At 70.3% G+C, this 23,379-nt stretch carries 17 protein-coding genes; 10 read left to right on the forward strand and 7 right to left on the reverse strand.

Annotated features, from left to right (window positions below; translation table 11 throughout):
• Positions 1-422 precede the first annotated feature (422 nt).
• The 3 genes from HG543_RS56785 (at position 423) to HG543_RS13140 (ending at position 4,469) form a co-directional block, all read left to right on the forward strand.
• On the forward strand, positions 423-3,173 hold the full coding sequence (locus HG543_RS56785; RefSeq protein WP_169345080.1) for a CHAT domain-containing protein: 2,751 nt from the start codon (positions 423-425) through the stop codon (positions 3,171-3,173).
• 42 nt (positions 3,174-3,215) lie between these two features.
• Positions 3,216-3,845, forward strand: a complete 630-nt coding sequence (locus HG543_RS13135; RefSeq protein WP_169345081.1) for a hypothetical protein — start codon at positions 3,216-3,218, stop codon at positions 3,843-3,845.
• A 120-nt stretch (positions 3,846-3,965) separates the two neighbouring features.
• Positions 3,966-4,469, forward strand: coding sequence for a hypothetical protein (locus HG543_RS13140; RefSeq protein WP_169345082.1), 504 nt, complete (start codon positions 3,966-3,968; stop codon positions 4,467-4,469).
• 74 nt (positions 4,470-4,543) lie between these two features.
• On the opposite strand, the gene HG543_RS13145 is transcribed toward HG543_RS13140, so the two are convergent.
• A complete protein-coding gene (locus HG543_RS13145; protein WP_169345083.1) occupies positions 4,544-5,014 on the reverse strand; it encodes a YchJ family protein in 471 nt (156 codons plus the stop codon).
• 113 nt (positions 5,015-5,127) lie between these two features.
• On the opposite strand from HG543_RS13145, the gene HG543_RS13150 reads away from it, so the two are divergent.
• Together HG543_RS13150 and HG543_RS13155 are read left to right on the forward strand one after the other, a co-directional pair.
• The gene (locus HG543_RS13150) at positions 5,128-6,021 is read left to right on the forward strand and encodes an undecaprenyl-diphosphate phosphatase (protein ID WP_169345084.1); all 894 of its coding nucleotides are present in this window, start codon (positions 5,128-5,130) and stop codon (positions 6,019-6,021) included.
• Between the two features lie 15 nt (positions 6,022-6,036).
• Positions 6,037-6,648, forward strand: a complete 612-nt coding sequence (locus HG543_RS13155) for a CoA pyrophosphatase (RefSeq protein ID WP_169345085.1) — start codon at positions 6,037-6,039, stop codon at positions 6,646-6,648.
• 4 nt (positions 6,649-6,652) lie between these two features.
• On the opposite strand, the gene HG543_RS55240 is transcribed toward HG543_RS13155, so the two are convergent.
• From HG543_RS55240 to HG543_RS13180, 5 genes are all read right to left on the reverse strand, one after another.
• Entirely contained in the window at positions 6,653-7,192 is a 540-nt protein-coding gene (locus HG543_RS55240; protein WP_246356986.1) for a hypothetical protein, read from the reverse strand.
• Between the two features lie 133 nt (positions 7,193-7,325).
• Positions 7,326-7,802 carry a Wall-associated protein precursor gene (locus HG543_RS13165; RefSeq protein WP_169345086.1) on the reverse strand — a complete coding sequence of 159 codons (477 nt, stop codon included), beginning with the start codon at positions 7,800-7,802 and terminating at the stop codon, positions 7,326-7,328.
• A gap of 79 nt (positions 7,803-7,881) precedes the next feature.
• The gene (locus tag HG543_RS13170) at positions 7,882-10,266 is read right to left on the reverse strand and encodes a glycoside hydrolase family 140 protein (protein ID WP_169345087.1); all 2,385 of its coding nucleotides are present in this window, start codon (positions 10,264-10,266) and stop codon (positions 7,882-7,884) included.
• A 154-nt stretch (positions 10,267-10,420) separates the two neighbouring features.
• Entirely contained in the window at positions 10,421-11,836 is a 1,416-nt protein-coding gene (locus HG543_RS13175) for an MBOAT family O-acyltransferase (RefSeq protein WP_169345088.1), read from the reverse strand.
• Between the two features lies 1 nt (position 11,837).
• The gene (locus tag HG543_RS13180) at positions 11,838-14,582 is read right to left on the reverse strand and encodes a GDSL-type esterase/lipase family protein (RefSeq protein WP_169345089.1); all 2,745 of its coding nucleotides are present in this window, start codon (positions 14,580-14,582) and stop codon (positions 11,838-11,840) included.
• A gap of 211 nt (positions 14,583-14,793) precedes the next feature.
• Here HG543_RS13180 and HG543_RS13185 point away from each other — a divergent pair, with 211 nt between their 5' ends.
• Entirely contained in the window at positions 14,794-15,858 is a 1,065-nt protein-coding gene (locus tag HG543_RS13185; protein ID WP_169345090.1) for a mannose-1-phosphate guanylyltransferase, read from the forward strand.
• Between the two features lie 117 nt (positions 15,859-15,975).
• Here HG543_RS13185 and ygiD read toward each other — a convergent pair whose 3' ends face one another.
• Positions 15,976-16,839 carry a 4,5-DOPA-extradiol-dioxygenase gene (gene ygiD, locus HG543_RS13190; protein WP_169345091.1) on the reverse strand — a complete coding sequence of 288 codons (864 nt, stop codon included), beginning with the start codon at positions 16,837-16,839 and terminating at the stop codon, positions 15,976-15,978.
• 475 nt (positions 16,840-17,314) lie between these two features.
• Here ygiD and HG543_RS13195 point away from each other — a divergent pair, with 475 nt between their 5' ends.
• From HG543_RS13195 to HG543_RS13210, 4 genes are all read left to right on the forward strand, one after another.
• Positions 17,315-19,414, forward strand: a complete 2,100-nt coding sequence (locus HG543_RS13195; protein WP_169345092.1) for a serine/threonine-protein kinase — start codon at positions 17,315-17,317, stop codon at positions 19,412-19,414.
• A 119-nt stretch (positions 19,415-19,533) separates the two neighbouring features.
• A complete protein-coding gene (locus HG543_RS13200; RefSeq protein ID WP_169345093.1) occupies positions 19,534-21,360 on the forward strand; it encodes a CotH kinase family protein in 1,827 nt (608 codons plus the stop codon).
• 86 nt (positions 21,361-21,446) lie between these two features.
• Positions 21,447-22,817 carry a phosphomannomutase/phosphoglucomutase gene (locus tag HG543_RS13205; RefSeq protein ID WP_169345094.1) on the forward strand — a complete coding sequence of 457 codons (1,371 nt, stop codon included), beginning with the start codon at positions 21,447-21,449 and terminating at the stop codon, positions 22,815-22,817.
• A gap of 3 nt (positions 22,818-22,820) precedes the next feature.
• Entirely contained in the window at positions 22,821-23,372 is a 552-nt protein-coding gene (locus tag HG543_RS13210) for an NADPH-dependent FMN reductase (protein ID WP_169345095.1), read from the forward strand.
• Positions 23,373-23,379: the final 7 nt, after the last annotated feature.

Genomic DNA, 23,379 nt, shown 5'->3' on the forward strand with positions numbered 1-23,379 from the left:
GCTTCGGGGCGGGTGGCTTCGCCGCGGCGCTGGCGGTGGAGACGAGTGTGGTGAGCGCGAAGAGCGCGGCGCGCGTGCGGTGGGACGAGAGCATTCAGGGACTCCTGGGACGGTGTGGGCGGTGGACCGCGGTTCCGCCGTGGAGGGTGGGGCTGGAGCAAGGCCTGGGCCAGCTCTGGCGAGGCACGTGAAGTGAGGCGGCGTGGTGTCCCGGACACGGAAGCGTGGGGCTGCGGCCTCGTGGACTCACGGTGGCGGGCTCCGGCGCGTTTCCGCCGTACAGCGAAGATGAAACCCGTTGCGCCGGGCAAGTGGATGTCGCGGTGTCACCGGACGCGACATAGCGTCGGGCGGGGAAGATTTTCGGGCGCCGTCGTTGGGTGGGCGTGGATTGCCACGGCACACAGGTAGGGAGCTCGGCGGTGGAGCACAATCCTCATGTCTGGAGTCCACGTCTGCGCTGGGCCGCGCTCATGGGCCTGGCGGTCGTGGCGGGCGCTGTCGCGGCGGCGGTGGGCCTTCCGAAGTGGCGGAGCGCGGGGGCGAAGCCGGTGTCCCCGGCCCTGTTCCTGGCCCACGCGCCCACGCGCACCATCGAGGCCCGGGTGAGCTACCCCGGAGCGGACGTCCACCGTCCCTATGGGCCCATGCGCTCGGGAGACGCGGGGGCGCGGCCTCCTCCGGCTCCGCTGGCGGAGTTGGCGCGGATGGAGGCGGAGGGGGATGTGCACGGGCTGGCGGCGGCGTACCTGGTGCGCGGCAACACGGAGATGGCCGCGCCGTATCTCACGAAGGCGGCGGAATCGCCGGACGTGGCCAGCGACAGGGCGCTGCTGGCCCTGGACCGGAAGGACTACGCGGAGGCGCTCGAACTGCTGGAGGGGGTGCTGAGCGCGCAGCCGAAGCACGCGCAGGCGCTGTGGAACCGCGGGCTGGTGCTGGGCGAGCTGGAGCTGTGGGCCCTGGCGGCGCGGTCCTTCGAGGCCGTGGCCGAGCTGGGGGAGCACGGCTGGGCGGGGGAGGCGCGGTCGCGTGCGCAGGTGCTGCGTGCGCGGTTGGTGGACCGGTGGAAGGAGACGATGGACGCCGCCAAGGCGCTGGTGACCGGCACGAACACCGTTCCTCCAGACATGCTCCAGTCGAAGCCCGGTGTCTTCCGCGCGTACTTGTATGAAGCCATCCGCGCGGCGGATTCGGTGGAGCGGCTCCAGGCGCTGATGCCGCTGGCCGAGGCGCTGGATACACGCTACGGCGATTCGGCCCTGCGGGAGGCCATCCGCTGGGCGCAATCGCGGGACTTCCGCCGCCGAGGGCCACTGGCTGCCCGCTACCTGGAGCTGTATCGCACGCATCAGGTCGAGGGGGGGCTGCCACGGTTCCTGGAGGATTCGTTGCGGGCGGGCGAGCGCGACCTGTTCATGGGCGCTCTCGTCCATGAGAAGAAGGTCGACGCGCACCTGGACACGTTCGAGAGACTGGCCACCGAGGTGGGGGACCCCTGGTTCCTGCTGTTGGCGGACCATGAGAAGGCACTCGCGGCCATCCGGCGCGGCGAGTTCCTGCGGGCCGAGCAGTTCCTGCTCGCCGCGGCGGACCGCTGCGAAGCGCAGCCCATCGGCTACCGCTGCATCCCCATCGAGGAGGCGCTGGCCAACCTCTACCGGCAGCTCCATCGCCTGCCCGAGTCCAACCGGCATGCGCAGGCGGCGCTCACGGAATATCGCGATGACAGTCGATGGACCGAGGGAGTGCAGTTGCTGCAACTCGGGCAGAACGCCCGATTTCTGGGGAAGGCCGCGCTGGCACGGGCCTACCTGGAAGAGCGTCTCGCGCGGACCCCGGACGACTGCAACATCCGCCATTTCGTCCGGGCGAATGATGCCCTGGCCCGGCTGCAGGAGTTCTCCTGGGTGGAAGCGCGGGCAAGCATGGCTGACGCGCTGTCGTGCGATGCTCCGCTGTTGCTGTCCGCCGCCAAGACGCTGGTGGACCTCTCGCGGACGCATCCCGACGTGGAGCAGGACCGCAAGCTGCAGGAGGGGATGGAGGTTCTGCGAAAGCGGGGAAGTCTCTCTCCGGGAGAGCGTGCACTCGTCACGCACATCGAAGGGCGTTTCCATGTGCAGCGCGACCGGGCGCGGGGCGAGGCGCTGCTCCGGCGTGCCATCACCGAGGCGCGGCAACTTCCCGCATACGACGTGCACGCACGCAAGGCCCAGGCATACAGCTACACCTCGCTCGTGTTCTCCGCCGGGAGGGCAGGTGAGTACGAGAAGGCGCTGGCGCTCTTCGGTGAGGAGCTGGGGGGCTCCCTTCCCAGGCAGTGCCTGCTCGCGGTGACGGTGGATGACGAGCGAACGCTGGCCATCAGTCTCGGTCCAGATGGCGGAATGCTCAGTCACCACGACGCGAGCCGCACCGCGCCATTGAGGGAAGATCTCCGAGGACTCATTCCCGAGCCACTGGTGGCGTCACTGCGTGCGTGCCAGCAGGTTGCCGTCGTGGCGCGCCCGCCGCTGCATGGCCGGGCGGGCCTGTTGCCCGTCGATATGGCCTGGGCCTACTACGTGCCGCGGCCACCTCCTGGAGCCCCGGTCTCGGGTCCTTCGAGGCGCCTGGTGGTGGCGGATGTCGTGGCGCCTCGCGGCCTGGGCCTGCCGTCGCTGAATACGTGGGACGGTTCGTTGGATCCGGGAACCACGGTCCTCTCCGGGCAGGCGGCCACGCCTTCTCGGGTGATGGAGGAGATGACCGACGCCACGGAGGTCGAGGTCCATGCGCATGGGTTGGTGAACCCGAACCTCTCCGAGGCGTCGTTGCTGGTGCTTTCCCAGGAAGATGGCGGCCGCTATGCGTTGACAGCAGGAGAGGTCCAGGAGCTTCGGCTCCGAGGGCAGCCGCTGGTCATCCTGGCGGCCTGTCGAGCCGCGCATGGAGCACCGTGGACGTATGAGCGATTCAGCCTGCCGGACGCATTCATCAAGGCGGGAGCTCGCGCGGTGATTGCCGCCACGGTGGACGTGCCGGATGCGGAGGCCGGAGCGTTCTTCAATGCCGTTCGAGAGCGTATCCGGCATGGCGCGCCCGCGGCGGTTGCCCTTCGTGGCGTGCGCATGGAATGGCTCGGGCGAGACCCCGAGAGTTGGGTGCGCTCGGTGCTTGTATTTGATTGAGGATGGGGTGTTCCCATCCTGAGTGTGAGGGGGAAGTCGACGATGAAGAGACTCGTGTGGTGTGTGTTGTTGGCGGCTTCGCTGTCGGGTTGCCGCATCTTCGGGGAACCCAGGCCCACGCCGGATACCTGCCCCGAGCCGGGGCCGGTGCCCGCGGCTCCGCCAGTCAAGGAGCTGCCGCCGGGGGCATCTCCTCCGCCGGGAGCGACGCATGTCGTCGGGTTCCTCTGTCAGGAGACCGGGGCGTTCCATGCGGCTGGCGTCAATGTACGGACCCGGTCGTTCACCTACCTCGTGTCTGGAACGCGGGCCGCGCGAGAGTCGTTCCTCGCGAACGCCTACAAGGCGGGTGTGCCGGTCGTCCTCTACACCGCTCCCGTGAAGGTGCCGGGGGCCCGGCGCGCGAGCGGCGGTGTCGCCGCGGCCGCCGGAGCCACTTCCGGGGAAACGAGCTCGGGGGCGGATGACGAGACGCTCGACCCCTGCATCGATGCAAACGAGATTGGCGATGACCCGCCGCCGGATCCGAAGGATCCGGGCAACGCGGGGCCGAAGCCCATCGAGACCTTGACCCGCCTGGCCTGGACCACGGCCATCGCGGTGGATGGGGTGAGCGACCCGGTGACCGGCTCCGGCACGCAGCCCGTGCCCGGGGCCCCGGTTCCCCGGTAGCGGCTTATGGCGGTGTGCCGCCCGTGATGCGTGCGGGCGGCACGTGCGGTGTCAGAGCCCCTCGATAGGGTGCATTCCGAGACGGGATGGGCCGGCCCGTTTCGCATTGAGGGGGATGAGATGAAGCATCGGTTGTGGATGTTCGTGGTGATGGTGCTGGGCTCGGGTGCGGCGATGGGGGCCACCGGGCCCGTGGGGCCCATCGTGGTGCCGCATGGGCCCGGGGAGGACCCGGACTCGACGGAGATTGGCGACCCGCCGCCGAATGGTCCTCGTGACCCGGGTGACATCCAGCCGCAAGTGCCGGCACACGTGGCGGGCCCGGTCCGGCTCGTGGAGTCCTCCGGGCCCATTCTGTTCCCCACGGGGCCGGGGGATGAGCCGGACTCGGGGGAGATTGGAGACGACCCGCCGAATGGCCCCAATGACCCGGGCGACATCCAGCCGCAGCGGCTGCCATGGATGCTCGCGGTGGCCGGGCACTCCGCCGGCTTCTTCGACTCCATCCCGTGGCCCACGGGCCCCGGGGAGGAGCCGGACTCGACGGAGATTGGCGACAAGCCTCCGCCGGACCCGGATGACACGGGCGGCATCTGCCCGCGGTCTTCCGGCGACGTGGCCTGAGCGCCAGGTCGTGATGCACCGGTGGCCGCCTTCCTCCTTCCGAGGCGGGCGGCTACCGCGTCACCTTCCCCGCGCTACTCCGGGAACGTGGCGAGCGTGAGGGACTCCGGCGGGACGGGCAGCTCCTTCGGCAGGCGCGCCACGCCGGACAGGTAGCGCCAGCCGGTGCCGTCGTGGCGGAAGTCGGAGCGCTCCACGAAGGAGCGGTCCTTCCCCTTCTCGAACACCTTGGCGAAGAAGAGCACCTGCGCCAGTCCGCTGGCGTCCGGGGGCCGCCGGTCCATCACCACCAGCTTGGGGAACTGGTGCCCCTGGGCGTAGGCGCGCAAGTCACGCAGGTATTCGTCGCGGGGACGCGCGCGGTCCGGGTGGTCCGGGTGCAGCGTCTTCCACAGGTAGGCCACGTCACGCTGGGCGAAGGCGCTGTAGCGGCTGCGCATGAGGCGCTCGGCGTCGGGAGGCTCCGCCTCGCCGCGGTGGAAGGGGGCACAGCACTCGCGGTAGCGGAGGCCGGAGCAGCAGGGGCACGGTGGGGCAGGGGGCATGGCGCGGTGTCCAGCCTACCCGGACCCGGGGGCGGTGCGTGTGGGCGCACACACACGCGGACGAACGCCCTTGCTGGCGGGGGTGTCCGGGCATACATCCGGGGCCCGCGCTTATGAGCCTCCTCGAAGCCATCGTCCTGGGTCTGGTCCAGGGTCTCACCGAGTTCCTCCCCATCAGTTCCACCGCGCACCTGCGCATCGCGCCGGAGCTGTTCGGCTGGAAGGACCCGGGAGCGGCGTACTCGGCGGTCATCCAGTTGGGCACGGTGGCCGCGGTGCTCATCTACTTCCGCAAGGACATCGTCGCGCTGACGGCGGCCTTCTTCCGGGGGCTGGCGCGGCGCGAGCCCTTCGGCACGCTGGAGTCGCGGCTGGCGTGGTTCGTCCTGGTGGGCACGCTGCCCATCGGGGTGTGCGGGCTGGCCTTCAAGAAGCTCATCGAGAACGAGTTCCGCTCCCTGTACGTCATCGCCGGCAGCCTCATCATCCTGGCGCTCATCCTCTTCGTGGTGGAGCGGACCGCCTCGCACCGGCGGACGCTGGCGGACATGACGTGGAAGGACGGCATCCTCATCGGCCTGTTCCAGGCGGTGGCGCTGATTCCGGGCTCGTCCCGCTCGGGCACGACGATGACGGGCGGGCTGGCGCTGGGCCTCAAGCGCGAGGACGCGGCGCGCTACTCCTTCCTGCTGTCCATCCCCGCCACCACGCTGGCGGGCGTCTTCGAGCTCAAGCACCTGCTGGAGGCCACCGAGCGCCCGTCCGCCCTCTCGCTGTGGGTGGGCACGCTGGTGGCGTTCGGCTCGGGCATGGCGGCCATTGCCTGGCTGTTGAGCTACCTGCGCTCGCGCACCATGCTGGTGTTCGTGGTGTACCGCGTGGCGCTGGGCGTGCTGCTGCTGGTGCTGCTCCAGATGGGGAAGCTCAGCCCGCGCTCGGGCCTGGAGAACGTCGACGTGCCGCCCGAGCCGGGCAAGCAGCAGGTCGAGAAGCAGGTAACGGACTAGAGAGGGACGTGAGTCGTGAGCGTGGAGGCGTTGTTCCAATCGCTGGAGTCGCGGTTGTCGTCGCGGCCGGCGCGCCCGGTGAACCTGCCGGGGTTGGTGCTGCGGGAGGCCGCGGTGCTGGTGCCCGTGTTCGAGCGGGACGGGGTGCCGCACGTGCTCTTCACGCGCAGGCCGCCCACGCTGCGTACGCACGCGGACCAGTACAGCTTCCCCGGGGGCGGGCGCGACGCGGAGGACCCGACGCCGCTGCACACCGCGCTGCGCGAGACGGAGGAGGAGCTGGGAGTCGACCGGCGGCGGGTGCGGGTGCTCGGGATGCTGGACGAGGTGCCCACCATCTCGCAGTACCGCGTCAGCCCCTTCGTGGGTGTCATCCCCGGTGACGGCCAGTACAACCCGAGCGCGGACGAGGTGGCGTTCATCCTCGAGGTGCCGCTGGCGAACCTGCTGGACCCGTCCATCCTCCGCGTGGAGAAGCGGGAGGTCTTCGGGGCCGAGCGCGAGCTGTACTTCTATACGTACGGCACCCACGTCATCTGGGGCGCCACGGCGCGCATCCTCCGGGACTTCCTCAACCACGTGACGCAGGTGCCGGGCATGGCGGCGACGCTGGGGTTGAGCAACTGAAGGGCTAACCGGAGACGGGCTGGGAGAAGCGCCGGAGCGGGTCCCAGACGTAGCGCTCCGTGGGCGTGAGCACGATGTTGGTCAGCTGGTGCTTGGAGACGAAGTGCGCGAAGCGCTCCGAGACGACGTGCACTCCGAGGCCCCGAGGCTCGAAGACGTCGTCTCCGTTCCAGCTTCCTGGCTCCAGGACGAAGCCATTGAAGCCGTCTGTGCCGATGGCGCGACAATAGTCGCAGGTGAAGGGGCCCGGCCGCAGAATCTGGCTCCGAGCCTCGTCCACCAGCGCCGAGCCGAAGGACACGGTGACGAAGAAGTAATGCGGTAGCGCGTAGTCAGTCTTGGAACGGCGCCGCTGACGCCGGATCTTGGCGACCTCTACAGGTTCAAATCCGTGCAGGCCCGTGAGTCCCTCTGCTCGGAATGCGTCCGCGAAGCGTTCCGAGACGATGAGGTACGGACCCACGCCGAGGAACTGCACGAAGTCACCGGGCTCCTCCCCGTGGAACTGCAGCTTCACGCGGTGCGGCGGGCGCCACGTCAACATCCCCACGACGCCGCCACATCGTGGACACCGAGGCGCGGGACCTGGTTCTGTCTCATCGATGATGAAGAACTCGGTGTCGTAGCGGGTGTTTCTCTCGCTACGGAGGACGAAGAATCGTGAGGGAGAGTGGGGCTCAGAACCCATTGGGAAACCTCGCCAGCATCTCAGGGCGCGAGTAGATGGAGCGCAAGAAGGCTTCGAACTGCGCGGGTGTCGCCGTTCGATTGTTCCAGAGCCAGGTGACAACCTCTTCGTCGACCTGCCGGTGCCAGTGCTGGTACCCATTATGCGCTGCCTTGTCGACGGCCTGGGTGACGAAGCGTGGGTCGCGTGCCTGATACAGACCCTTGAGGGTGTCGTGTTTGCTCAAGACGTCGGCGATGCGCTTGGAGATGACGTGGTGTTGCTGCCCGGTCAGCACCACGGGCTTCGAGGCCTGCTGCGCGCGTTGCGCCGCCTCCTGCTCCAGCTTCGCCGCCAGCTTCGGGTCGGTCTGCCGGAGCGCCTCGCACGCCGAGGCGACGCCCTGCTTGCATTGGCACACCGCCGTCGTCTCGGACGGTGAGCAGGGAGACGCGGCCAGCACCACCAGGAGCAGTGTCATCAGCATCGCGAAATCCTTTCGAGGAAACACGGCCAGGCCCGCCAGGAGCCACACGCTCCCGGCGGGCCCACTTCACGCGGGGCGGCTACCGGAACACCGCCATGCCCATCAGGTGCGTGTCACCCGTGGTGGCGACGAGGTCCAGGTTGAGGAACCCGTCACTCACCGACGTGGTGTACGGGCCGTACTTCCTCCACGCGCCGAGCGCGAGGTTGCCCACGCCGCTGGCCACCTCCACACCCTCCAGCCGCACGCGGAACGAGCGCGCGTTGGACTGGTAGTTCTCCATCACCCACAGGTACACCTGATAGCTGCCGTTGGAGACCGGCTGACCCACCTGCAGGTCCGCGGCCTGCTTCCAGATGGCCGTGTTCAGCATCGCGTTCGTGGCCGCGTCCGTCGCGGGGTTCGGCGTCACGGTGGTGGTCGTCAGGTTGGGCGCGTTCACCGTCAGCCCGCTCGACAGCGCCGCTGAGTACGACAGCCACGCGTTGCCCTCGATGGTCACCGCGCCGCCGTTGAAGTTGATGCCGCGCACGAAGCCGCTCGGCTGGCTGTTCGCGCGGTGCACCTCGATGCCGGACAGGTTGGCCGCGCCACCCGAGGTCGTCAGGTCCAGCGTGCCGTCCGTGACGTTCACCGTCCACGGCCCCAGCCGCCGCCACGTGCCCGCGGAGCCGCTGTTGTAGTTCGCCTGCACCACCGAGCCCTCCAGCGAGATGCTGAAGGTCTCCGCGTCATTGTCCTCCCACGTGTACAGGTACACCGTGTACGTGCCCGACGGCACCGACTGCAGCCGCACCGCCGCCGACGTGCTCCAGATGGAGGAGCGAATCATCGCCGACCGGTTCGCGTCCGTGGCCGGGTTGAGCGTCACCGCTTGATTGGCGAACGCCGTCCCCGTGTACGTGTAGTTCGGCGCGTTGCTCCCCTCCCAGCTCTGCCCGTCGATGACCGTGGCCGAGCCGTTCAGGTTGATGGCCCGGTACAGCGAGCCCGGCTGGAGCACGTCGCCCGGCAGCGGGAAGTTCCGCGACGCGTCGTCCAGCACCAGCACCCAGTCATTTCCCGCGCCGCTGGAGGGTGGCACGAACTGGCGGGTCCCCGTGTTCGGGTAGGTGCCAATCACCTGCGACGTGGCGACGCGCGGGTCGTACCAGGAGGCGCGCACCGTGCCCCCGGCGATGCGGTCCATGTTCACCGTGAAGGGCTGTCCGGCCGCGCTGTAGACGAAGGCGTAGCTCCCATCCGAGCCGCGCGTGGCTTGCACGCGGCTGGTCCCCGAGCCCGCCGCCGAGGCGAGCACGCCCTGGTCCGGAATCCGCACGAGGAAGGGCCGCGACTCGATGAGCCGCCGCAGGTGCCGCATCTGCGCGGCGCCCGGCTGGTTGATGGCCTCGTACCAGTAGTTCTGCGGCCCATTTACCGGCGAGCGGCCCGGCGCGTACATCTGCCATACCGAGTGGTGCCCGTACGTGTGGCCGAAGGCGCCAGCGAACACGTCCCAGTACGCGAACTTCCGAATCTCGTAGTCGTTGGAGTAGCCGTTGGCGCCCGCGTTGAAGCAGATGGGGTGCTGCTCGTAGAGCGGCTCGGCGTCCAGCGTCGGTTTGGTGGGCGTCAGCGCGTAGTCCGCGGCGATGCGGTTCCACACGTCCGTGTTCGTGCAGTGCCCGTTCTGCTGCATGTTGAAGTCCAGCCACGCGTCGCTGTGGAACCACGTGGAGGACTTCGCGCCGCCCGGCGGGTGGTACGTCATCAGCACCTGGCTGTAGTCCTCGGTGCCGGACACGCCGATGGCGATGCCCCGGGCCATGGCCCGCCACACGGCCTCGTAGCCATTCGCGGGACGGTCTCCGCCGAGCACCCAGATGATGGAGCGGCTCGCGTAGCGGCTGCCGAGGAACCGGCCATACGCCTCCGCGTTGGACGTGTTGATGGTGCCGCCCACCACGTGGCTGCCCCACGTGGGCAGCATGGCCACGTAGATGCCGCGCGCCTCGGCCTCACCGACGACGTAGTCGACGTGGTCCCAGTAGTCGTACTGCGTGGCGTCCGCCGGGTCCGCGCCCGCTGTCGTGGCGGGAGTCGCCGGGTTGCCGTTGAGGAACGGCCGGTCCCCATGCGCATTGGGCGTATTCACGCCGTCCAATTCGGCCACGGCCACCGCCTGCACGGCGGTGTAGCCGCGGTCCGCGCGGTTCTGCAGATACGTCTGCACCTCGGTGCGGTTGAGGCGGTGGAACAGCTCCCACGCGGTGTCCGCGAGGTAGAAGAAGCCGGTGCCGTCCTCGCGCACCAGGAAGCGCGAGTTGCTGCTGACACGCAGCTTCGGCAGGGGGGCCAGCAGTGGCGCCGTGCTCGCCGCCTCGGCCGGAGCGCCCTCGACCGGCGCGTCGGGGGACGCGGGCTCGGGAGCACAGCCCAGGGCGAGTGAGAGACACAGCGGGAACAGCAGGGGTCTGCGCATGGTGATTCCTCGGAGTCGTACGGGATGGGGCACACCGGCTCGCGAAGTCCTCCGCGAAGGTCGATGGCCCGGGCGCACGATACCCGGGGTTGTCTGGAATCACCTGATTTGCTGTGATGCTGAAAATGTCTACGGCCGATGCCGTCCGCGCTGTCTAGAACTGCAGGTACACGTACGGGCGCGTCTCCACGGCGGACAGGTGGCGGATGCCCAGGCCGAGCAGCACCAGGGCCACGGCGCGCACCGGCACGGGCATCCGCACGAAGAGCTCCGACGACACGGTGTAGAGCTTCATGGGCACGGCGTGGAAGAACACGGCCGCCGCCAGCATGCCCCACACCAGCGGGCTGACGTTGGCGATGCCGGGCACGCCCGCCATCATCCGCGCGTAGAACTCGCCCGCGTGGGTCATGTCCGCCGCGCGGAAGACGACGCGGGTGAGCACGACGATGGTGAACGTGGCCAGCATGCCCACCGCCACGCGGGGGATGCCCGGCGACTCGGGCTTGCCCACCCACCACTCCCAGCAGCGGGAGATGCCGAGCGCCACGCCGTGCACCGCGCCCCAGACGGCGAAGCGCCAGTCCGCGCCGTGCCACAGGCCGCCCAGCACCATCACCGTCATCAGGTTGAAGAGCACGCGCGGCTTGGACACGCGGTTGCCACCCAGCGGCCGGTACAGGTAGTCCCGCAGCCACGTGGACAGGCTCATGTGCCAGCGGTTCCAGAACTCGCCGATGTTCTTCGCCAGGTACGGCCGGTTGAAGTTCTCCGGGAACTTGAAGCCGAACAGCGCCGCCACGCCAATGGCGATGTCCGAGTACCCCGAGAAGTCGTAGTAGAGCTCGAAGGTGTAGGCCACCGCGGCGACGATGCACTCGGCGGAGGCGTACTTCTCCGGCGCGCCGAACACCGGGTCGACGATGCCGCTGCCCAGCACGTCCGCGATGACCAGCTTCTTCACCAGGCCCACCGCGATGCGGAACAGCGCGTGGCCGCCCTGCTCGGCCGTCAGCGACGGCACCTCGCGGAAGTGCGCCATCAGCTCCGACGCTCGGACGATGGGGCCGCTCACCACGCGCGGGAAGAAGAGCATGTACAGCAGGTGCTCGAAGAAGGAGTGCTCCGCGCTCGCCTTCCCCCGGTACACGTCCACCGTGTAGCTGATGGCCTGGAAGACGTAGAAGGACAGGCCCACCGGCAACAGCAGGCTGAAGGGCTCCGTGCGCACCTCGACGCCCAGCGGCGCCAGCAGCGACACCGCCGTCTGCCGCAACAGCTCCAGGTACTTGAAGCCCGCCAGCAGGCCCAGGTTGGAGACGACGGACAGCGTGACGAGCGCCTTGCGCGCGCCCTGCGACCGCACGCGCGCCATGCCCTTCACCAGCAGGTGGTCCACCGTGACGCCCACCAGGAAGATGAGCAGGGGGAAGGGCGTGAAGACGGCGTAGAAGTACGTGCTCGCCACCAGCAGTACGGCCATGCGGGCCCAATACTGGCGGTGCACCGCCCAGTAGAGGGCGAACACCGCGATGACGAAGACCAGGTACTGGAGGCTGTGGGACAGCACGTCAGTTGTCCTCCACGCGCGCGGTGGGCTGGCCCTTCTTGTGGGCCTCGTAGGCGGCGAGGAAGTCGCGCACGAACGCGCCCGCCAGCCGCGCGTAGCCCTCCGGCGTCAGGTGCACGCCGTCCGGGTGACCCAGCGCCGGCTGCGTGCGCTGCCAGCGCAGCATGGAGCGCTCACCGCCCATGGCCGCGCGCGCGGACCAGTACGCGCAGCCCGCGTCCTTCGCCACCTGGGGCAGGGTGTTCAGCACTGGCGCCAGCGCGGGGGCCTCGCTCCACCGGCCGTTGGCGTCCTGGGCCAGCCGGTCCGTGGGGCCCACGAGGAGGCACTCGGCGTTGGTGGCCTTGCGCAGCCGGCCGATGAGCGCGGTGTAGTCGCGGCGCAATTCGGCCGCGTCCAGGTCCGCCTTGTTGGCCTCGTTGGTGCCGTACCAGAAGACGAGCAGGTCCGGGCGCCGCGAGGTGAGCTGCGTGTCCACCGCCGCCGCGTCCATGTCCCGCAGGTTGAAGGCGGTGGCGCCGGGCAGGCCCAGCGCGTCCAGGACGACGCCGGGCGTGTCGTGCTCCAGCGAGGCCCCCAGCACGGTGACGCCGCCGTTGGCCGGCGCGGCCACCTGCACGGTGTGCGCGGGGCCGGAGACGGGGAAGGAGCGCACGCGCACGGTGGGCGCGGCGAGCGGCTCGGGCAGCGGCGCGTCCGGCGGCATGGGCTCGCCGTCCACGGTGATGTCCGGAGCGGCCGCGCCCGGCATGTCCAGCGTGTACAGGTCCAACCGGCCCGACGGCGTCTTCGCGTCCGGGCAGCCCTTGCAGAACTGGATGCGCAGCTTCGCGCCCGGGGCGCCCACGGCGCGCACGCCGGTGAGCCCCCAGAGGCCGCCAGCGGGCGCCTCCAGCGCGTCCTCCACCGTCCAGTCACCCTCCAGCTCGCGGGCCACGCGCGCGGCGTCCAGGCGCTGGGACGGCTTGCCGGCGGCGATGAAGCCCCGGCCCGCGTCGCCGAAGCGCTTAGCCAGCACCTCGCGTACCGCGTCTGTGAAGTAGTGCGAGGCCGTGTGCGACGCGCCGAGCTGGGAGATGCCCAGGCGCAGGGCCTCGCCGGCCTCGCGGCGGCTCATCCGCGAGAAGGTCTTCACCAGCGCCGCGTCCGCGCCCTGCAGGCCCGGCGTGTCGCTGACGGGGACGAGCGGCGCGTGGGACTTCGCGAAGGCGCGCTGCAGCGCCAGGTCGAGGAGGTGGCCCAGCAGGTCCGAGCCCTTGGCGCGCGGGTGGACGAGGTCCTCCAGCATCAGCCCCTCGTCGAGCCAGCGCAGCGCGGAGCCCTCGCCGCCCATGGCGGTGTAGGCGTCCCAGAAGGCGCAGCCACCGGCGCGGGCCTCCTCGCGGAAGATGTCGCCCACTTCCTTGGAGCCGCGACGCGGAATGGCCTCGCCGCTCATGGTGCGCACGCCCGCGTCGATGGGGGACATGACGAGGCACGCGGCGTCCGGCACGTTGGCGCGCACGCGGGCCACCAGGTCCTTCATCTGCTGGCGCACCTCGTCCAGGGTGGTGCGGTCTCTCGAGTAGAAGAAGGCCTCGTTGCCGCCCACCATCAGCACCACCATGGACGGCTTGCGCTGGCGCAGCTGCGCGCGGAAGGCGGCGGGCTGGGCGCGCAGGTACACCTCGGCCATGCCGCCCAGGAGGCCCACCGTGTCGTAGACGACGCCGGGCGCGCCCGTCTCCAGCGACACGCCGTGCAACTCCACCTTGCCGGACGTGGTGAGGGACAGCGTCTTCGCGCCCTCGGGCAGATTCACCCGGGCGAAGGCGGCCTCGGACTTCGTCTTGGAGAAGCCGCGCGTCTGCACGCGCTGCAGCGTCTTGCCGTCCACGGACAGCGCCACGGAGCCGCTGGCGGGCTGGGCGAGGAAGAACAGCTCCGCCACCCGCGAGCCCTCCACGTCATAGCGCGTGCTCTGCGAGCCGCCGCTGGAGCTGAAGGCCACGCCCGTCCAGCCCACCCTGTCGCGGGGCCACTTCGTGTCCACCAGCCGTTCAATCACCCAGCCGTCCGAGCCGCGCCCGGAGCGCGTCCAGCGGCCGGCGCTGGCCGGGCGGGTGATGAAGAGGAAGCCCTTGCCGCCCGCGCCGAAGCGCTCCTGGAGGCGGTCGCGCACGGTGTCGGTGATGTAGTCGGAGGCGATGAGCGAGTCGCCCAGGTGCACCACCCGCACGGGCGTCCGGCGGGTGTCCGCGCGCAGCTCGGCCAGGGCGCGGGTGAAGGGGGCGAGCCCGTCCTCCAGGCACGCTCCGTCCGCGCCGGCCTTCCGGCAGTTGAGCTCGATGTCCACGTGCTGGGCGCCCATGCGCTCGCGCAGGGACTCCAGCTCCAGCGCGCGGGCCAGGGTGGGGGCGCTCAGCTCCTCCAGGCCGATGCCGGGCTTCGTGGGCACGGCGGGAAGGGCGGGGGCGTCCGCGAGGGCCGCTCCGGCGTCGGGCGCCTCGTCCTCCTCTTCTGGAGGAAGGGCGGGCGCACCGGGGGCGTCCGCGACCATCGTGTCCGAGGGCGGGCGCGCGGGGCGCTTTCCCGTCAGCGACGCCGGCAGCACGAGCGCCGTCAGCTTGGGCCCGACCGGGCCGGCGCGTCGCAGGCTCGGAATGGGGCTCAGCGCTTCGGGAACCGGGGCAAGCGACAGCCCCAACGCCAGCGCGACGGTGAGGACGAGCGTCAGCCCGGTGGATCTGGCCTTGAGGAAGTCCAACAGCGCGGCATGAGACTGGCTTTTTGGGGGCGGGTCAAAACTCTCACCCGTCTTCGCGGGCCCCCCGGGCGGGGGGCAGGCGGGCGGCCTGGAGCCGGGAGGACCCGGGTCCCCGGGGCAAGCGCCCCCTTTCCCGGAAAAGGCGAAACGGTATGGTGCGCCGCCATTGGCGCCGGCGTGGACCGTGCGCCCTCAGGAGTTCGACATCCGCATGGCCCTCTACCCCGTCATCATGGCCGGTGGCTCCGGCACCCGCTTCTGGCCGCTGTCCCGACAGGCCCGGCCCAAGCAGTTCCTGCCGCTGGCCTCCAAGCAGCCGCTCATCACCGACACCGCCGGCCGCCTCAAGGGGCTCGCCTCGGTGAAGGACACCTTCATCGTCTGCGGCCCGCTGCATGCGAAGACGGCGGCGAAGCTGGTGAAGGGACTGCCCAAGGCCAACCTCCTGGTGGAGCCCGTGGCGCGCAACACCGCGCCCGCCATCGCCCTGGCCGCCGTGCAGGTCGCCGCGCGCGACTCGAAGGGCGTCATGGTGGTGCTGCCCTCGGACCACCACGTGGCCAACGTGCCCGGCTTCAAGGCCACGCTGGCCGAGGCCGCGAAGCTCGCCGAGGCGGGCCACCTCGTCACGCTCGGCATCAAGCCCGCGCACCCGGAGACGGGCTACGGCTACATCCAGGTGGGTGAGCCCCTGGAGGGCGGCGGCCGCAAGGTGCAGGCCTTCAAGGAGAAGCCGGACCTGGAGACGGCGCGCACGTACGTGTCCTCGGGTGACTACCTGTGGAACGGCGGCATCTTCCTGTTCCGCGCGGACGTCATCCTGGCCGCCTTCGAGCAGCACATGCCGGAGATGAAGAAGGGCCTGGAGGCGATGCGCAAGGCCGCGGGCAAGCGCACCTTCGGGGCCGTGCTGAAGAAGGTCTTCCCGAAGCTGCCGTCCATCTCCATCGACTACGGCGTCATGGAGAAGGCGTCCAACATCGCGGTGCTGCCGGGTGACTTCGGCTGGTCGGACGTGGGCTCGTTCGCCGCCATTCCCGAGGTGCGCCCCGCCGACGCCAACGGCAACGTCGTGTCCGGTGACTCGGCGGTGGTGGTGGACTGCAAGAACTGCGTGGTGCTCGCCGACAAGCGCCCGCTGTCCGTCGTGGGCCTCACCGACATGGTGGTGGTGGACTCCGGCGACGCCGTCCTCGTGGTGCCGAAGGACAAGAGCCAGGACGTGCGCAAGGTCGTCGAGGCGCTCAAGGCTCGCAAGATGACGAAGTTCCTGTAACTCCGAGCGGGCCACGTCGAGCGGGCCCCGGGAACCCGCGGCCTGCTCGACGAGCGCTTCCGGGGCTTGTCCGGCCGAAGCAGGCGTCACGCGCCACGGACGCCTCCACGTGCGCGCTCACACGTTGGCGCTGTCGGGCGGTGCCGCGCCGGTCAGGGGGGCCGACTCCTCGCGCCCTTGCCCCACGGGAGGGCAGCGCGCGCCGAGCGTGTAGCACGTCATGGACAGTGAGCCGTACGCGTATCCATCGACCAGCACGTTCGCTGACGTGCCGGCGGCTGACGCGAGCCCGGCGATGTAGAGCAGCGGAACGAAGTGGTCCGGAGTGGGCACCGCGCGCGGGAAGTCCGGGTGTCCGACGAGGGACGGCACGTCCGCGGGCTTCTCCCTCATCAACGCGCGGGCCTGCTCGTCGAAGCGCCGCGCCCAGTCGAAGGCGCCCTGGGGCGAGCCCCAGTCGATGGCCCGCAGGTTGTGCACGACGTTGCCGCTGCCCATCACGAGCACGCCGCGCTCGCGCAGCGGGGCCAGCTTTGCTCCCAGCTCCAGGTGGTACTCGGGTGGCTTGAGCGCGTTGATGGACAGTTGCACCACGGGCACGTCCGCGGCCGGGAAGGCGTGCACCAGGACCGACCACGTGCCGTGGTCCAGGCCCCAGCTGTCCACGTCCGCGCCCACATAGGTGGGCTTCACCACGTCCGCGACCTCCTCGGCGAGCTCGGGCAGACCGGGCGCGGGGTACTGCACGTCGAAGAGCGGCTGGGGAAAGCCGTAGAAGTCGTGAATCGTCTTGGGCCTCGGCATCGCGGTGACCGCCGTCGCGTTGATGTACCAGTGCGCCGACACCATGAGGATGGCCCGCGGGCGGGGGGCGGATGCACCGAAGGCGCGCCACGCCTCGGTGTAGCGGTTGTGCTCGAGCGTGTTCATGGGACTGCCGTGCCCGAGGAAGGCCGCTGGCATCACTGGCTGACTCGACATGTGCGGAACCTCCACGCGCAGCCCAGGCCCTGGGCCCCCCTGAATCTGGGAAGCCCGCTCCGCCCGAGCAGCGTGAAAGCAGCAACCCAGCAGTCCGACGGCCGAGCGCCTGTGAGGAACTTTCGTTCCGACGCGCCGAGGGCCGAAGCCCGCGGCACTCCGAGCGCGAGGAACAGGGCATGAAGCCAGCCGCTGTGCTTGTGCGTGCTACAGCCGCGGCGGCCGAGGTGACGGACGGGCATGGAAGGATTTCCCCCTCGGCACCGGAGCCCGCGGGCGGGGGTGACAGTCGAATCTTCCGAGGCCCTCCTTGGCTCCCTCTGGAAGAATTACGGGTGCGTGTTGACCCGCTCCCCTGCGCACTCGCTCTCCCGGGAGGTTGCCCTGTCCACTCCCGGACGAAGCGCCACTGCACGGAGGTTGCAGTGCCAACGCCGCCCGCCCCAACCCCGGGGCGCAAGAGGTGGTGGCGTCGATGGCATGCAAGCACTGCGCGGTGGAACACGCGGCTGGGAGCGCCTGCCCGGCCGTCTCGCTGGAGGGTCAGCGGCACGGGCCGCTCGTGCTCAAGCGCCGGCTGGGCGCGGGGGCGCTGGGCACGGTGTACCTCGCCGAGCATCCGCCCACCGGGCACCGCTTCGCCGTGAAGGTGCTGCACCCGCACCTGGCCGCGCGGCCGGAGATGCGCACGCGCTTCTACCGGGAGGCCCGCGCCCTGCGCGAGCTGACGCACCGGCATGTGGCCCGCGCGCTCGACGCGCGCCCCGGCCCCGGCGGCCTGCCGTGCCTCCTCATGGAGTACGCCAACGGGGAGCCCTTCTCGCGGCTGCCCATGCCGCTGGCGCCGGTGGAGGCGGTGGAGCTGCTCGTCCAGGCGCTGGAGGCGGTGGAGGCCGCGCACGCGCGCGGGCTGGTGCACTGCGACCTCTCCGCGGACAACCTCGTCCTCACCCGCGACGCGCGCGGCGAGCGGCGGGTGAAGGTGCTCGACTTCGGCGCCAGCGCCGTCCTCAGCGCCAGCCTCTCCGAGGAGGAGCGCGCCTGCGGCATGGTGGTGGGCTCGCCCGCCTTCATCGCGCCCGAGCAGTGGGCGGGTGAGGCCGTGGACGGCCGCGCGGACCTGTATGCGCTGGGCGTGGTGGGCTACCTGCTCGTCACCGGGCGGCTGCCCTTCGGCTTCGGCCGCGTGGGCGAGCTGGCGCCGCCGGAGCCGCACGCGCTCAACCCCAGCGTGCCCGGAGCGCTCTCGGCCGTGCTGTTGCGCGCCCTGGCCCAGCGCCCCGAGGAGCGCTTCCCGGATGCCCGCGCCTTCCGCGAGGCGCTCGCGGGCTGCCTCGGCGCTGCCGCGCGTCCCGCGCCGCGCCCCGCTCCCGTGGAGGAGCAGGAGCTGGAGGACATCGAAATCGTGGTGGACGACCTGGTGCGAGATGCGCCCGTGGCCAGGCCCGTGGACGCCGCTCCCGTCACGGGGGTGCCCTGGGACATCCTCCCGCACCCCATTCCCCTGACGCCGAGCATGATGGCGCGGCCCATTCCCCTGGTGCCGGGGGTGAACGTCAGCATCTTCGGAGGCGTCGTCCCGGAGGACGGCGCCACGCCGCTGCACCTCGCGCTGAGGGAGGCCTCCCTGGGCCTGCCTCCCGCGCCGGTGGTGGAGGTCTCCGCGCCGTGCGTCCCCGCGCCTCCGGGCCTGGCCGTGCGCGTGGGCCTGCCCGTCTCCCAGGAGCTGGTGGCCGTGAAGGCCGGTGACGTGACGACGGACGGCTTCTTCGCCGCGTGGAACGGCGTGCTGCCCCCGCTCGCGGCGCGCCTGCCGGCGGAGCTGTCCTTCGCCGGGCGGACGGTGACGTGCGAGTGCGACGTCGTCCGCCTCGTCACCCAGGACGAGGCGCGCCTGTGGAACGTGGACGCGGGCGTCTTCGTCCAGTACGCCGAGCCCGGGGAGCCGCTGCGCCAGCTGCTGGCCCAGGCGCTCGCGGGAGAGCGGCCGCGCGGCGCGGAGCCCCGGCCGGACGGGGAGCTTGCCCGCCTGCTGTCTCGCGCCGCCGCCGTGGCGAGCGACCCGTACGCCCTCCTGGGCGCGCGGCCCGACGTGGACTTCGACGAGGTGCGCCGCCGCGCCATCGCCGCGCTGCGCCGGTTGGAGGCCTTCCGCCAGCGCACGCTGCCCGCCGAGCAGCGCCGCGCGCTGGAGTCACTGCGCCAGCGGGTGGAGGCCGCCCGGCGCACCCTGGGCGAGCCGCTGAACCGCGCCGGTTTCGACGCCATCCGCGGCAACCTCGCCGGGCTGTCTTGCTGCGTGCGGGCGGGCCTCTCCGACGAGGCCGTGGAGCCGATGCGCCGCGCCTTCCTGGCCGCGCGTCCCGCCGCCGAGGCCCGCGCGCGCACCCTCTTCACGCAGGGCCACGCGCTGGAGGTGCAGCGCGCCCTGCGTGACGCGCTGTCCCGCTACGCCGAGGCGCTCTCGCTGGACCCGCTCAACGTGTCCTGGCTGCGCCACTATGACGACCTCCGTCAGAAGGCGCACGGTGTGGCCCCGGCGGCCTCCACCCTGTCCTCCGGGGCCATGCCCTGAGAGGCTCGCCACCCGGGGCGGGCAAAGCCTTTCCCTCCCCGGGTCCCCGCGCTTCGCCTCTCCTGGCAAGAGGCGGGCCAAATCCCCTGGCGTGTCGCTTGCTGTAGGCGCCGGGTGACATGAAACGATTTGCCCTGCTTGCTGGATTGATGTTGCTGCTGGGCGCGTGTGGTGACGCGTCCTCGATTCCTCCACCTCCGGACATTCCGTCGGACGACCCTGGCCTGGATGACCGGCCCACGCCGCTCCCCGACGCGGGGACGCCCGACGACGCGGGGACACCGGACTCCGGGACGCCCGACGACGCGGGGACGCCCGACTCGGGCACGCCGGACTCTGGGACACCCGACTCGGGGACACCCGACTCTGGCACGCCGGATGGAGGCCCCACGAAGCCGCCGCCGCAATGGCCCGTGCTGCAGACCTCCATCCCCGAGTACCGGCTCACCGTCTCCGCCGAGAACCTCCAGGCGCTGAACGACAACCTCGAGGACCGCGACTACGAGGTACCGGCCCAGTTCACCGCGGGCGGCAAGACGTACACCGTGGACGTGCGCTACCGCGGCCGCTCCACGCGCGAAGAGGTGAAGAAGCCCTGGCAGGTGCGCTTCGACAAGGAGGACCGCTTCGAGGGCGTGAAGCGCATCGAGCTGCTCGCCGCGTACAAGGACGGCGGCTACCTCACGGAGAAGCTCTGGTACGACACGGCGGCCAGCCTGGGCCTGGACGTGCCCCGCGCCCGCTACGTGAACCTGTACGTCAACAACGAGTACCAGGGCGTCTATACGGAGCTGGAGTCCATCACCAAGGACTTCCTGCGCTCGCACGGCATCGACGAGGACGGCGACATCTACCGCTGCGCCATGCACGACTGCGAGCTGCGGCCGCTGCCCAAGCAGTCGTACATGGAGACCTGGGAGAAGCGGACCAACGAGGACCAGCCGTGGACCGGGCTGTGGAAGCTGCTGGACGGCCTCAACCGCACGCCGCCGGACCGCTTCGAGGCCTACGTCCAGAAGAACTTCGAGCTGGACGACTACATCACCTGGATGGTGCTGGACTCCTTCATCGTCAATCACACACACCAGGACGCCCGCAGCTTCCTCATCTACAGCCGCGAGACGGCGCGCTGGACGTTCGTCCCGTGGGACCTCAACAACGCGCTCAGCCTCTACAACCGCAAGGTGCTCCACACCAACCAGGGCGTGAAGAAGGACTACCCGCACCCGGGCTTCACCGGGTACTCCCCCAAGGTCTACGAGCTGTACGTCCACCGGCGGGATGACCTGGGCTACGCCGACATGCGGCCCACCTGGAGCACGCTCGACACGCGCATCATGGACGACCCGAACCTGCGCAAGCGCTACATCTCCCGCATGCGCAAGCTGCTGGAGACGCGCCTCACCGAGGAGGAGCTGGGCGCCCGCATCGACAAGATGCACGCGCTGCTGGCCCCCTTCATCCTGCCCGGCAAGGACGGCAAGGCGCTGGACCCGTACGTCAGCACCGGCCACGCCGCCGAGAGCGCGAAGTACCTGCGCCGCTTCGTGCGCGAGCGCCGCGCCTGGCTGCTCGCGCACCTGGACGAGCTGGAGAAGCATGGCCAGGGCCCCCTGGTCATCGACCGGGTGGGCAAGGACGCGTCCGGCGCCTTCTGGGTCCAGCTCTACAACCGGGGGACGGAGCCCGTGAAGCTGGGCGGCCTGCGCCTGTCCAATGACACCCGGGTACCCTTTGCCCCCCAACTTCCGGCCCGGACGCTGGCGCCGGGGGAGCACGCCACCTTCCCCCTGACGCTGGACCCGAACCGCTCGGAGGTGGGCCTGTTCGACGAGGCGGGGATGATGGCGCTGGACCTGCTCTGGTACGCCCCGCTGGCCCCAGGGGAGGCGTACGGCCGGCAGCCCCGGGGCGCCGAGTCGTTCAGCAGTCAGCCCGGCCCGTGAGTCGTCTGCCGCGAAGCCCCGTGCTCGTGTAGAGTCCGCCGCCCTCTGTCATGCCCACCGGTATCCCGGGGGGCGGGGACACCTTCATGAACACGCATATCTTTCGCGAGTACGACATCCGCGGTCTGGTCGACAAGGACCTGACCGTCGACGTGGTGGAGCTGCTGGGCAAGGGCCTGGGCACCATCATCCGGCGTCAGGGCGGCCGCTCCATCGTGGTGGGCCGGGACTGCCGTGAGTCCTCCACCCGCTTCCGTGACGCGCTCTGCGCGGGCCTCACCTCCACCGGCCTCAACGTGCTGGACGTGGGGGTGGTGCCCACGCCGCTGACCTACTTCGCGGCCAACACGCTCCCGGTGGACGGGCTCGCCATGATTACCGGCAGCCACAACCCGCCCGAGTACAACGGCTTCAAGATTGGCGCCGGGAAGACGACCTTCCACAGCCACGAAATCCAGGCCCTGCGCAAGCTCATCGAGGCGAAGGACTTCGAGGTGGGCTCGAAGAAGGGCCGCGTGGAGCCCTACGACATCATCACCTCGTACAACCACTTCATCCAGCAGACGGTGAAGATGGGCCGCAAGGGCATGCGCATCGTCATCGACGCCGGCAACGGCACGGGCGGCGCGGTGGCGGTGCCCCTGTTCAAGGCCATGGGCTTCGACGTGGTGCCCCTGTTCTGCGAGATGGACGCCACCTTCCCCAACCACCACCCGGACCCCACGGTGGTGGAGAACCTCGAGGACCTCATCGAGGCGGTGAAGCGCGAGAAGGCCGAGGTGGGCATCGCCTATGACGGCGACACCGACCGCATCGGCGTCATCGACGACCAGGGCAACATCCTCTGGGGCGACCAGATCATGGTGCTCTTCAGCCGCTACGTGCTGAAGGAGAGCCCGGGCGCGGCCATCGTCGGCGAGGTGAAGTGCAGCTACACGCTGTACGACGACATCAAGAAGCACGGCGGCAAGCCCGTCATGTGGAAGGCGGGCCACTCGCTCATCAAGTCGAAGATGAAGGAGGAGCACGCGGAGCTGGCCGGCGAGATGAGCGGCCACATCTTCTTCAAGAACCGCTACTTCGGCTTCGACGACGCCATCTACTCCACGGCGCGCCTGCTCGAAATCCTCACCAACGAGCCCAAGCCGCTGTCGCAGCTCCTGTCCGACGTGCCCAAGACGTACGCCAGCCCCGAGCTGCGCTTCGACACGAAGGAGGAGAAGAAGTTCGAGATGGTCAAGCGCGCCACGGAGACGCTGCGCGCGGCGGGGCACGACATCATCGACGTGGACGGCGTGCGCGTGACGTTCCCCGACGGCTGGGGCCTCATCCGCGCCTCCAACACGCAGCCGATTCTCGTGCTGCGCTTCGAGGCCAACACCCCGGAGCGGCTGAAGGAAATCCAGGCGCTCATCGAGGGCACGGTGGCGAAGGTGCAGAAGGAAGTCGGTGGCTGAGCCATGGCCGGCCCGCACATCCTCGCCGTGAGTGGGAGCCTCCGGACCGGGGGCTTCAACCGCATGCTACTGGAGGCCGCCGTGGCCCACGCCCGCTCGCTCGGAGCGGACGTGGACGTGGTGGACCTGAAGACGCTGAACCTGCCCCTCTACGACGGAGACGTGGAGGCGCAGGGGTTGCCGCCCGCGGTGGCGGAGCTGCGCGAGCGGCTGGGGAAGGCGCGGGGGCTCATCATCGCGAGCCCCGAGTACAACTCGTCCATTCCGGGTGGGCTGAAGAACGCCATCGACTGGGTGTCGCGTCCGCCGGGCCGGCTGTTCCAGGAGAAGTGGGTGGCGATGATGGGCGCCTCGCCGGGCGTGTTCGGCACGGCGCGCATGCAGCCGCACCTGCGGCAGGTGATGTCCTCGGTGGGGGCGCACGTTCTCCCCACCCAGGTGCATGTGCAGAAGGCCGCGGAGGCCTTCACGCCGGAGGGCAGGCTGCGGGACGAGGCGCGCCAGAAGGAAGTCGAGGCGCTGGTAGGGACGTTGGTCTCCAGGCTGAAGGGCTGAGAAAGGA

Source organism: Pyxidicoccus fallax (assembly GCF_012933655.1).
Lineage (GTDB): Bacteria > Myxococcota > Myxococcia > Myxococcales > Myxococcaceae > Myxococcus > Myxococcus fallax.

Excerpts from the sequence above, each read along its gene's own strand:
- HG543_RS13210 (WP_169345095.1), top strand. The coding sequence starts at position 22,821 with ATGGCCGGCCCGCACATCCTCGCCGTGAGTGGGAGCCTCCGGACCGGG.
- HG543_RS13195 (WP_169345092.1), top strand. The coding sequence starts at position 17,315 with ATGGCATGCAAGCACTGCGCGGTGGAACACGCGGCTGGGAGCGCCTGC.
- HG543_RS13185 (WP_169345090.1), top strand. The coding sequence starts at position 14,794 with ATGGCCCTCTACCCCGTCATCATGGCCGGTGGCTCCGGCACCCGCTTC.
- HG543_RS13200 (WP_169345093.1), top strand. The coding sequence starts at position 19,534 with ATGAAACGATTTGCCCTGCTTGCTGGATTGATGTTGCTGCTGGGCGCG.
- HG543_RS13140 (WP_169345082.1), top strand. The coding sequence starts at position 3,966 with ATGAAGCATCGGTTGTGGATGTTCGTGGTGATGGTGCTGGGCTCGGGT.
- ygiD (WP_169345091.1), bottom strand. The coding sequence starts at position 16,839 with ATGTCGAGTCAGCCAGTGATGCCAGCGGCCTTCCTCGGGCACGGCAGT.
- HG543_RS13150 (WP_169345084.1), top strand. The coding sequence starts at position 5,128 with ATGAGCCTCCTCGAAGCCATCGTCCTGGGTCTGGTCCAGGGTCTCACC.
- HG543_RS13135 (WP_169345081.1), top strand. The coding sequence starts at position 3,216 with ATGAAGAGACTCGTGTGGTGTGTGTTGTTGGCGGCTTCGCTGTCGGGT.
- HG543_RS55240 (WP_246356986.1), bottom strand. The coding sequence starts at position 7,192 with ATGTTGACGTGGCGCCCGCCGCACCGCGTGAAGCTGCAGTTCCACGGG.
- HG543_RS13145 (WP_169345083.1), bottom strand. The coding sequence starts at position 5,014 with ATGCCCCCTGCCCCACCGTGCCCCTGCTGCTCCGGCCTCCGCTACCGC.
- HG543_RS13170 (WP_169345087.1), bottom strand. The coding sequence starts at position 10,266 with ATGCGCAGACCCCTGCTGTTCCCGCTGTGTCTCTCACTCGCCCTGGGC.
- HG543_RS13165 (WP_169345086.1), bottom strand. The coding sequence starts at position 7,802 with ATGCTGATGACACTGCTCCTGGTGGTGCTGGCCGCGTCTCCCTGCTCA.
- HG543_RS13205 (WP_169345094.1), top strand. The coding sequence starts at position 21,447 with ATGAACACGCATATCTTTCGCGAGTACGACATCCGCGGTCTGGTCGAC.